The sequence below is a fragment of the Mycobacterium sp. NPDC050041 genome (assembly GCF_049541695.1).
Lineage (GTDB): Bacteria > Actinomycetota > Actinomycetes > Mycobacteriales > Mycobacteriaceae > Mycobacterium.
This window is the reverse complement of record NZ_JBMVDG010000004.1, coordinates 167,941-179,968: the sequence shown is the minus strand read 5'-3', so window position 1 is coordinate 179,968 and position 12,028 is coordinate 167,941. Positions and strand designations below refer to the sequence as shown.

Genomic DNA, 12,028 nt, shown 5'->3' with positions numbered 1-12,028 from the left:
TTGACCCCTCTGCAGGAGGGGCTGCTCTTCCACGCCAGCACTGCACAGGGCGGCGACGACGTCTACGCGGTGCAGCTGGCCTTCACCGTGACCGGCCCGCTCGACCCGGACAGGTTGCACGACGCGGTGCACACGGTGATCGCCCGGCACCCTCACCTGGTGGCTCGTTTTCCCGAGCAGTCCGGCCAGCCGGTGCAGATCATCCCCGCTGACCCCGCGCCCGGGTGGCGCTATGTCGAGCTGCAGGCCGGCGGCGACGATGTCGACGAGCAGATCCAGCGGGTGTGCGCCGAGGACCGTGCCGCGGTGTGCGACCTGGCGGGCGGACCGGCATTCCGGGTGGCGTTGATCCGCATCGCAGATGACCGGCACCGGGTCGTGCTGACCAATCACCACATCGTGATGGACGGCTGGTCGCTGCCGATCCTGCTGGGGGAGATCTTCGCCAGCTACTACGGTCACCGGCTGCCGGCTGCGGTGTCCTACCGCAGGTATGTCACCTGGTTCGCGAGTCGCGATCGTCCTACGGCGCAGCGGGTCTGGCGCGATGTTCTGGCCGGTTTGGACGGCCCCACACTGGTCGGGCCGGCCCAGCGGCTGGGCTTGGGCGCGCGGGGCGTCGAGTCGTTCCGGGTGCCCGAGCAGACCACGCGGGCGCTCAGCGAATTGGCGCGCTCCCGCCGCACCACCGTCAACACGGTGCTGCAGGGCGCGTGGGCACAGCTGCTGGTGTGGCTGACCGGTCAGCGGGACGTCACCTTCGGCACCACAATCTCGGCGAGGCCGGCCGACGTGGCGGGCGCGGAGTCGATGGTCGGTCTGCTGATCAACACGGTGCCGGTGCGGGCGAGCATCGCGCCGGCCACCACCACCGCAGACCTACTGGATCAGCTGCAGAACTATCACAACGACACCCTGGACCATCAGCATCTGGCGCTCAACGAGATTCATCGCGCCGCCGGCCACGATCAGCTGTTCGACACGCTGTTCGGCTATGAGAACTACCCGCTCGACACCGCCGCGCTGTCCAGCTCGAACGGTCTGGTGATCACGGAATCCACTGGGCGCGAATACAATCACTACCCGCTGACGGTGCAGGCCCAGCCGGGCCCCGAACTCGGCCTTCGCGTCGAGTACGACACCGAGGTGTTCGATGCCGCCGGCATCGAGGCGCTCGTCACGCGGTTGCAACGGGTGTTGGTGGCGATGACCGACGACCCGAGCCGGCGGGTCTCGTCGATGGATCTGCTGGGCGAGGGCGAGCGTGCCCGGATGGATCGCATCGGTAACCGCGCGGTGTTGTCCCGGGACGCGACCTCGATGTCGATTCCGGAGTTGTTCTCCACACAGGTGACCCGCACACCGGACGCGGTGGCGGTGACCTTCGAGGGCCGATCGTTGACCTACCTCGAACTGGACGAAGCGGCGAATCGATTGGCGCAGCATCTGGCCCACCGTGGGGCGGGCCCCGGTGCGTGTGTGGCATTGCTGATGGATCGATCAGCCGACGCCGTCGTGTCGATGCTGGCGGTACTGAAATCCGGGGCGGCCTATCTGGCGATCGACCCGGCATTGCCACCGGCACGGATCGACTTCATGCTCGCCGACGCCAAGCCCGTCGCCGCGGTCACCACCGCCGTTTTGACCGGCCGGCTGGCCGGTTTCGACATGGTGATCGTCGACGTCGACGATCCCGCCGTCGAAGCCCAGCCGAGCACGGCGCCACCGGCGCCGGGCCCAGAGGACATCGCCTATCTCATCTACACCTCGGGCACGACCGGTACCCCGAAGGGGGTGGCGATCTCGCACCGGAACCTGGCCCACCTGGCGGACTCGACACCCGAAGGCCTTCCGGCGGAACAGGTGTGGACGCAGTGCCACTCGTACGCCTTCGACTTCTCCGTGTGGGAGATCTGGGCCGCGTTGCTGGGTGGCGGGCGGCTGGTGGTGGTGCCCGAGTCGGTGACGGCCTCACCGGAGGACTTCCATGACCTGCTGGTCGGCGAACGGGTCAGCGTGCTCACCCAGACCCCCTCTGCGGTGGCGGCCTTGTCGCCGGAGGGTTTGGAGTCGGTGGCGCTGCTGCTCGGCGGGGAGGCCTGTCCGGGCGAGGTGGTGAATCGATGGGCACCGGGGCGGATGATCGTCAATGCCTATGGCCCGACCGAGATCACGGTGTATGCGGCGATCAGCGCGCCTCTGACGCCGGGCACGGGTGCGCCGCCGATCGGTGCGCCGGTGGCGACCGCGGCGTTGTTCGTGCTCGACGGCTGGTTGCGCCCGGTTCCGGTGGGTGTGGTCGGTGAGCTGTACGTGGCCGGTGCCGGGGTGGGTGTCGGCTACCTCGGCCGGCCCGGTCTCAGTTCGGCACGCTTCGTGGCGTGCCCGTTCGGCGGGCCCGGAACGAGGATGTACCGCACCGGAGATCTGGTGCGCTGGCGCGCCGACGGCCAACTGGACTATCTGGGCCGCGCCGACGAGCAGGTCAAGGTCCGTGGGTACCGCATCGAACTCGGCGAGATCCAGGCCGCGGTGGCCGGACTGGACGGGGTGCAGCAGGCGGTGGTGATCGCCCGCGAGGACCGCCCCGGCGACAAGCGCCTGGTGGCCTATGTGACCGGGAACGCGGAGCCGAGCGAGCTGCGGGCAGCGCTGGCCGAGAGGTTGCCGCCCTACATGGTGCCGGCCGCGGTCGTGGTCCTGGAGACACTGCCGGTGACGGTGAACGGCAAACTCGACCTCCGCGCACTCCCGGCACCCGAGTACATCGCGGGCGATCTGTACCGCGCCCCGACGAACGCGGTCGAAGAGATCCTGGCAGGCATCTACGCGCAGATGCTCGGGCTCGACCGGGTGGGGGTCGACGACTCCTTCTTCGACCTGGGCGGCGACTCGCTGTCGGCGATGCGGGTGATCGCCGCGATCAACAAGGGCCTGAACGCCGGCCTGTCGGTGCGCGCCATCTTCGAGGCGCCCACCGTGTCCCGGTTGGCGCCGCGTATCGGTGAGGAGTCGGGCCGGCGTGAGCCGTTGGTGGCGGTGGATCGGCCTGCGGTGGTGCCGTTGTCGTTCGCCCAGCAGCGGTTGTGGTTCCTCGATCAGCTGCACGGGCCGTCGCCGGTGTACAACATGGCGACCGCACTGCAGCTGAGTGGGCCTCTGGATGGCGAGGCGTTGAGGGCAGCGCTGGCCGATGTGGTGGCGCGCCAGGAGAGCCTGCGCACGCTATTCGCTGCGCCCGAGGGAATACCCCAGCAGCTCGTGGTGCCGCCCGAACAGGCCGACTTCGGTTGGCGTGTGGTCGATGCCGCCGGCTGGCCGGCAGCGCGGCTGGACGAGGCCGTCGACGCCGCCATCCGCCACAGTTTCGATCTGGCAGCCGAGATACCCCTGCGGGCAACTCTTTTCCGACTGGCCGACGATCAGCACGTATTGGCGGCCGTGGTGCATCACATCGCCGCCGACGGCTCGTCGATCACCCCGCTGATCAGGGACCTGGCTGCGGGTTACCTCAGCCGATGCGCCGGACGTGCCCCCGATTGGTCGCCGTTGGCGGTGCAGTACGTCGATTACACGCTGTGGCAGCGCGCACAGCTGGGCGATCTGGCGGACAGTGAGAGCCGGATATCCGCGCAGCTGGGCTACTGGGAGAAGGAGCTGGCCGGGCTGCCCGAGCGGCTGCAGTTGCCCACCGATCGGCCCTATCCGCCGGCGGCAGATCAGCGCGGCGCCACCGTGACGATCGACTGGTCCGCAGAACTGCAGCAGCAGATTGCGCGGCTCGCGCGCGAGCACAACGCGACGACCTTCATGGTCATCCAGGCCGCGCTGGCGGTGCTGCTGGCCAAGGTCAGCGCCAGCACCGATGTGGCCGTGGGCTTCGCGGTCGCCGGGCGCAGCGACCCGGCGCTCGACGAGGTGGTGGGATTCTTCGTCAACACCCTGGTGCTGCGCACGGATCTGGCCGGTGATCCCACCGCGGCCGAGCTGCTGGCCCAGGTGCGCAAGCGCGGCCTGGCCGCTTACGAGCACCAGGACGTGCCCTTCGAGGTGCTGGTCGACCGGCTTCACCCGACCCGGAGCATGGCCCACCATCCGCTGGTGCAGGTGGCATTGACGTGGCAGGACACCGGGGCCGCCGAGCTGGCCATGGGTGATGTGCAGGTCACCCCGCTCCCGGTGGAAACCCGCACGGCGCGCATGGATCTGATGTTCTCGCTCGGCGAGCGGTGGACCTCGGAGGGCCAGGCCGCGGGGATCGGCGGCGCGGTGGAGTTCCGTACCGACGTGTTCGACGCGGGCACCATCGAGGTGTTGATCGGGCGGCTGCAGAGGGTGTTGGTGGCGATCACCGCCGACCCGAAACGGCGGCTGTCGGCGGTGGATCTGCTCGACGACGGTGAGCACGCCCGCCTCGACGGACTCGGCAACCGCGCGATCCTGGCCCAGCCCGCAGGGCGGGTGTCGATTCCGGTGTTGTTCGCCGAACACGTGAGCCAGACACCGGATGCCGTGGCGCTGGTCTACCAGGACACGTCGATGACGTACCGGCAGCTCGACGAGGCCGCCAACCGATGGGCGCACCTGCTGGCTGCGCGTGGTGTGGGCCCGGGACAGTGCGTGGCGCTGCTGTTGGAGCGTTCGGCCGATGCGGTCGTCGCGATCATGGCGGTGCTCAAGACCGGAGCCGCCTATCTGGCGCTCGACGCGGTCATACCGGAGGAGCGCCTGCGGTTCATCGTGGCCGACGCTGCGCCGGCGGTGGTGATCACCACCGCGGCGCTGCGTGCGCGGCTCGACGGGATCGCTGTCGTGGTGGTCGATGTGGACGGCCCCGTCGCCGAGGCCGGCCCGGGCGAGGTTCTGCGGGCGCCGCATCCCGACGATGTGGCTTATCTGATCTACACCTCGGGCACGACCGGTGTGCCCAAGGGGGTGGCGATCACTCATCACAATGTGACCCGGTTGCTGGCGTCGTTGGATGCGGGGCTGCCCGATCCGGGTGTGTGGCCGCTGTGTCATTCGTTGGCCTTCGACGTGTCGGTGTGGGAGATCTTCGGTGCGCTGCTGCGGGGCGGGCGGTTGGTGGTCATCCCCGACGCGCTGGCGAGCTCGCCGGAGGACTTCCACGAGGTGCTGGTGGGTGAGCAGGTCAGTGTGCTGACCCAGACGCCGTCGGCGGTGGCGATGCTGCCGCAGGAGGGTTTGGAGTCGGCGGCGTTGGTGGTCGTGGGTGAGGCCTGCCCGGCCGAGGTGGTCGATCAGTGGGCGCCGGGTCGGGTGATGATCAACGCCTACGGTCCCACCGAGACCACGATGTGCGTGGCCATCAGCGCCCCACTCACCACGGAATCCGATGTGGTGCCGATCGGTTCGCCGGTTCCCGGTGCGGCGTTGTTCGTGCTCGACCAGTGGCTGCATCCGGTTCCCGTCGGCGTGGTCGGCGAACTCTACGTCGCAGGCCATGGCGTGGGCGTCGGCTACACGAGCCGGGCCGGATTGACCGGATCGCGGTTCGTGGCATGCCCGTTCGGAGAGTCGGGTGCGAGGATGTACCGCACCGGGGACCTGGTCTGCTGGGGCGGCGACGGGCAGCTGCGTTACCTGGGCCGCGCCGACGAGCAGGTCAAGATTCGGGGCTACCGCATCGAACTCGGCGAGATCCAGGCCGCACTGACCCGGCTGGACGGCGTGGAGCAGGCGGCGGTGATCGCCCGCGAGGACCGCCCCGGCGACAAGCGACTGGTCGGCTACGTGACCGGCGACGTGGATCCGACGACTGCGCGCAGCGCATTGGCGCAGCGGCTGCCGGGCTACATGGTTCCGGCGGCGGTGGTGGTTCTGCAGGCGCTGCCCCTGACCGCCAACGGCAAGCTCGACGCCCGCGCCCTGCCCGCGCCCGAGTACACGTCCGCCGGATATCGGGCACCGGGCAACGCGGTCGAGGAGATCCTCGCCGACATCTATGCCCAGGTGCTCGGCCTCGACCGGGTCGGGGTGGACGAGTCGTTCTTCGACCTCGGCGGGGACAGCATCCTGTCGATGCAGGTGGTGGCCCGGGCCCGCGCCGCCGGGGTGGTGTGCAAGCCGCGCGACATCTTCGTCGAGCAGACCGTGGCCGGCGTCGCTCGAGTCGCCCGGATCAGCGACGGTTCGGCCGGCATGGTCGACGAGGGCATCGGACCGGTGGTCGCCACCCCGATCATGCGATGGCTGGCCGGCGTGGACGGGCCGACCGACGAGTTCAACCAGACGATGGTGCTGCAGGCACCGGCCGGGGTCGGCGAGGCCGACGTGGTCGCGGTGCTACAGGCCCTGCTGGATCGCCATGCCGTGCTGCGCCTTCGCGTCGACAGCGATCAGGAGGGCGCCGGTGGCTGGTCGCTGACGGTGCCCGACGTCGGCACGGTGGATGCCGGCGCGTGCCTGCAATCGGTGGACGTGTTGTCCGGTGAGGCGCTGATCGCCGCGCGGTCCCGGTTGGACCCGGCCGCCGGGGCGATGCTGAGCGCGCTGTGGGTGGCCCCGACGGGTCAGTTGGCGTTGATCATCCACCACCTGGCCGTCGACGCCGTGTCGTGGCAGATCCTGGTGGAGGACCTCAACATCGCCTGGGCCCAGCGTCACAGCGGCCAGCCGGTCGCCCTGCCGGAGGGCGGAACGTCGTTCGCCCGCTGGGCGTCACTGCTGGCCGAGCACGCCCGAGATCCGGGGGCGGTGCAACACGCCGACACCTGGACGCGGGTGACGGCGGCCCCGCCCGCGTTGCCGCCGGTGCAGCCGGCGGTGGACACCTATGCCAGCGCCGGGCAGTTGTCGGTCTCGTTGGACAGCGAGCTCACCCGGCTGCTGCTGGGGGAAGTGCCTGCGGCGTTCCACGCCGGAGTGCACGAAGTCCTGTTGATCGCGTTCGGGCTGGCGTGGGCGGAGTTCCTGGACAACGGCGGTGCGCCGATCGGCATCGACGTCGAAGGCCACGGCAGGGCCGAGGACCTCGCGGCCGATGTCGACCTGTCGCGCACGGTGGGCTGGTTCACCGCCAAGTACCCGGTGGCGCTCGATGTCGGTGACGTGTCCTGGGCACAGGTGATCGCCGGTGATGCGGCGCTGGGCGCGGTGATCAAGGACGCCAAGGAACAGCTGCGCGCCCTGCCCGACCCGCTGAGCTACGGGCTGCTGCGCTACGTGAACCCCGATGTGGACCTGCCCGGGTCCGACCCCTCGATCGGATTCAACTATCTCGGCCGGCTGGGCGGCCCGGGGCAGGCTGCCGCCGCTGACGAGCTGTGGCAGATCAGTCAGGAAGGCCTGTCACACATCGCCGCCGCAACCGCGGTGCCGATGCCGCTGGCGCACGCCGTGGCGCTCAACGCCGGCACCGTGGACACCGGCACCGGCCCACAGCTGCACGCCAATTGGACGTGGGCGCCCTCGGTGACCGACCGCGATCAGATCAGTCGGCTGAGCCGACTGTTCTTCGACGCCCTTGCCGGCATCTGCGCCCATGTGCGAGGCGGCGGGGGTGGGTTGACCCCGTCGGACATCGCGCCTGCCCGCCTCGGCCAACATCAGATCGACGAGCTCCACCAGCGTTACGACCTCGTCGACGTGCTGCCGCTGACGCCCCTGCAGGAGGGACTGCTCTTCCTCGCCAGCGCCGCACAGGCGAGCGACGATGTCTACGCGGTGCAGCTCGCTTTCACCCTGACCGGCCCGCTCGACCGACACGGCCTGCGCGATGCGGTGCACACGGTGATCACCCGCCATCCCCACCTGGTGGCCCACTTCTGCCCCCAGTTCGACGAACCGGTACAGATCATCCCGGCGGATCCCGCGCCCGGGTGGCGTCATGTCGAACTGCCCGCCGGTGTCGACGTCGACGAGCAGATCGACCGGTTGTGCGCCGAAGAACGTGCTGCGGTCTGTGATCTGGCCGCAGGGCCGGCATTCCGGGTGGCGTTGATCCGCATCGCAGACGACCGGCACCGGTTCGTGCTGACCAATCACCACATCGTGATGGACGGCTGGTCACTGCCGATCCTGCTGAGTGAGATCTTCGCCGCCTACTACGGGCACCGCCTGCCCGCGGCGGTCCCGTATCGCAGGCTCGCCACATGGCTGGCCGGTCGGGACATCGATGCCGCCGAGCAGGCATGGCGTGGGGTGTTGGCCGGATTCGACACCCCCACGCTCGTCGGGCCGGCGCAACCGCGGGGGCTCAGCGCCAGGGGCGTCGAGGCGTTCCGGGTGCCCGCGGAGACCACGCGGGCGCTCGGCGAACTGGCACGCTCGTGCCACACCACCGTCAACACGGTGCTTCAAGCTGCGTGGGCGCAACTTCTGACGCGGCTGACCGGTCAGAACGACGTCGCCTTCGGCACCGCGGTCTCGGGCAGGCCGGCCGATGTGGTGGGCGCCGACGCGATGGTGGGGCTGCTGATCAACACCGTGCCGGTGCGCGCGCACATCACGCCGACGACCACCACCGCAGACCTGCTCGACCAGTTGCAGACCGCGTACAACGACACAATCGAGCACCAGCACCTGGCGCTCACCGAGATCCACCGGATCACCGGCCAGGAGCAACTCTTCGACACCCTCTTCGTGTACGAGAACTACCCGATCGACGCCGCCGCCCTGGCCGGCGACCAGGAACTGGCCGTCACGGACTTCTCGATCAGCGAGTTCAACCACTACCCGCTGACAGTGCAAGCGACGCCGGGACCCGAACTGGGCCTCCGCGTGGAATTCGACACCGACGTGTTCGACGCGGCCGGCGTCGCAGCGCTGGTGAAGCGGCTGCGGCGGGTGCTGGTGGCGATGACCGCCGACCCGACCCGGCGGCTGTCGTCGGTCGACGTGCTCGACGAAGACGAGCACGCCCGGTTGGAAGAGATCGGCCACCGCGCCGTGCTGACCCGGCCTGCGCCGCCCGCGATGTCGGTTCCGGCGTTGTTCGCCGTGCACGTGGCCCGCACGCCGGACGCGGTGGCGGTGACCTTCGAGGGCCGCTCGCTGACCTACCGGGAACTGGACGAGGCCGCCAACCGGCTCGCACACCTGCTGGCCGGGCTCGGCGCCGGCGCGGGTGAGTACGTGGCGCTGCTGCTCGAACGTTCGGCCGAGGCGGTCGTGGCGATCTTGGCGGTGCTCAAGACCGGTGCGGCGTATCTGCCGATCGACCCGGCGCTGCCGGCGGCGCGGATCGGGTTCATGCTCGCCGACGCCACGCCGATCGCCGCGATCACCACTACTGATCTGGCCGAACGGCTGGACGAGTTCGACACGGTGGTCGTCGACGTCGACGATCCTGACATCGACCGCCAGCCCAGCACCGGGCTGCCGGCGCCGGGCCCGGACGACGTCGTCTTCCTCATCTACACCTCCGGCACCACCGGTGTCCCCAAGGGTGTGGCCCTCACCCACCACAACCTGACTCAGCTGCTGGCATCGATCGACACTTGGCTGGAACCGGATCAGACTTGGGCGCAGTGGCATTCGCTGGCCTTCGACGTCTCGGTGTGGGAGATGTGGGGTGCGCTGTTGCGCGGTGGGCGGCTGGCGGTGGTGCCCGAATCAGTGGGCCGCTCACCGGAAGACCTACGCGCCCTGCTGATCCGCGAACACGTCACCATGCTCATCCAAACCCCGTCGGCGGTCGGAATGCTGTCATCGGAGGGGCTGGACGGGGTGACGCTGGTGGCGGCAAGTGAGGTGTGCCCGGCCGAGGTGGTGGATCGGTGGGCGCCCGGGCGAATGATGTGGCACGCCTACGGCCCCACCGAGACCACGGTGTACACGTCCATGAGCGGGCCGCTGACGGTGGGGTCGGGGGTGCCGCCGGTCGGCGTTCCGGCAGCGGGGAACGCCTTCTTCGTGCTGGATGGCTGGTTGCGGGCCGTGCCGGCGGGAGTGGTCGGTGAGTTGTACATCGCCGGTGCCGGGGTGGGCGTCGGGTATTGGCGCCGGGCGGGCCTGACCGGGTCGCGGTTCGTGGCATGCCCGTTCGGGGTGCCCGGAACGAGGATGTACCGCACCGGGGATCTGGTGCGCTGGCGCGCCGACGGGCAGCTGCAGTTCATGGGCCGCGCCGACGAGCAGGTCAAGATTCGCGGCTACCGCATCGAACTCGGCGAGATCCAGGCCGCCCTGATGCGGCTGGACGGTGTGGAGCAGGCGGTGGTGGTCGCCCGTGAGGACCGCCCCGGCGACAAGCGCCTGGTCGGTTACGTCACCGGCACGGCAGACCCGATCGAGCTCCGCGCCGCGTTGGCCGAGCGGCTCCCGCAGTACATGGTGCCAGCCGCGGTGGTCGTGCTGGAGCGGCTGCCGTTGGCGGTCAACGGCAAGCTCGACGCGCGCGCCCTGCCGGCACCCGACTACCAGGATGCCCACCCCTACCGCGCTCCGACCGGCCCCACCGAGGAGGTCGTGGCCGACATCTACGCCGAGGTGCTCGGTGTCGAGCGCGTCGGAGTCGACACCTCGTTCTTCGACCTGGGCGGGGATTCGCTGTCCGCGATGCGGGTGATCGGCAAGATCAACATGACCCTGGACATCGACCTTTCGGTGCGCGCCATCTTCGACGCGCCATCCGTGAGCGGACTGAGCCTGCGGGTGGACAGGCACGAGGACGAGGCGGAGGCCGGCCACGGGCCCCGCTTCTCGTCCGTGCACGGCCGCGACAGCACCGAGGTGCACGCCCGCGACCTCACACTGGACAAGTTCATCGATGCTGCGACGCTGACCGCCGCCACGACCCTGCCGCGCCCGGGCGCCGAGGTGCGGACGGTCCTGCTCACCGGGGCGACCGGCTACCTCGGGCGTTACCTCGCCCTGGAATGGCTGAAGCGGATGGACCTGGTCGACGGCATGGTGATCTGCCTGGTGCGGGCCGAGTCCGACGAGGATGCGCGGGTCCGTCTGGACAAGACCTTCGACAGCGGCGACCCGGGGCTGCTGCGGCACTTCCGGGAACTCGCCGCCGATCATCTGGAGGTCATCGCGGGCGACAAGGGCGAGGCGAATCTCGGACTGGACGAGGAACTCTGGCAGTGTCTGGCCGAGACCGTCGATCTGATCGTCGATCCCGCTGCGATGGTCAACGGCGTCTTCCCCTACAGCGAGCTGTTCGGTCCCAACGTCGTAGGCACGGCCGAGCTGCTCCGGTTCGCCCTCACCGCAAAACTCAAGCCCTTCGGCTACGTCTCGAGCGGCGACGTGCGGAACCAGATCGACCCGTCCGAGTTCACCGAGGATGCGGACATTCGGGTCATCAGCCCCACCCGCACGAACGACGGTGGCTTCGGCAACGGATACGCGAACAGCAAGTGGGCCGGCGAGGTGCTGCTGCGCGAGGCCCACGACCTGTGCGCGCTGCCCGTCGCGGTGTTCCGGTGCGACGTGATCCTGGCCGAGCCGACGTACGCGGGCCAGCTCAACGTGTCGGACATCGTGAGCCGGATGGTGCTGAGCATGGTGGCCACCGGCCTCGCGCCCGGCTCGTTCTTCGCGCGAGACGCCGCAGGCAACCGGCAGCGCGCCCATTTCGACGGGCTGCCCGTCGATTTCGTCGCCGAGTCGATCGCCACCCTGTGTGCCCGGATGGGCGATGGGTTCGCGACCTATCACGTGATGAACCCGCACGATGACGGCATCGGGCCCGACGAGTACGTCGACTGGCTGGTGGATGCCGGTCTGCCCATCAAGCGCATCGACGACTTCGGCGAGTGGTTGCACCGGTTCGAGACGGCCCTCGGCGCTCTGCCGGAGAAGCAGCGTGAGCACTCGGTGCTGCAGATGTTGCAGTTGCGTCCTTCCGGGCAGTTCCAGCTTCCCGAGCCGACGCAGGGATCATTCGCGCCGACCGACAGATTCCGTGCTGCATTCAAAGATGCGAAATTCGCCCTGGACCGTGACATCTCGGACATCCCGCACGTCACGGCGCCCGTCATCATGAAGTACGTCACCGATCTGCGACGGTTCGGACTGCTCTAGCCCGCGGCTCACACCGACAACTCCCCGGAGG

Annotated in this window: 1 protein-coding gene; it reads left to right on the top strand. The window is 69.4% G+C overall.

Going from position 1 to position 12,028, the window contains the following annotated elements:
• On the top strand, nt 1–11,997 hold the full coding sequence (locus ACPCHZ_RS15250; RefSeq protein WP_423485508.1) for an amino acid adenylation domain-containing protein: 11,997 nt from the start codon (nt 1–3) through the stop codon (nt 11,995–11,997).
• Nucleotides 11,998–12,028 lie beyond the last annotated feature (31 nt).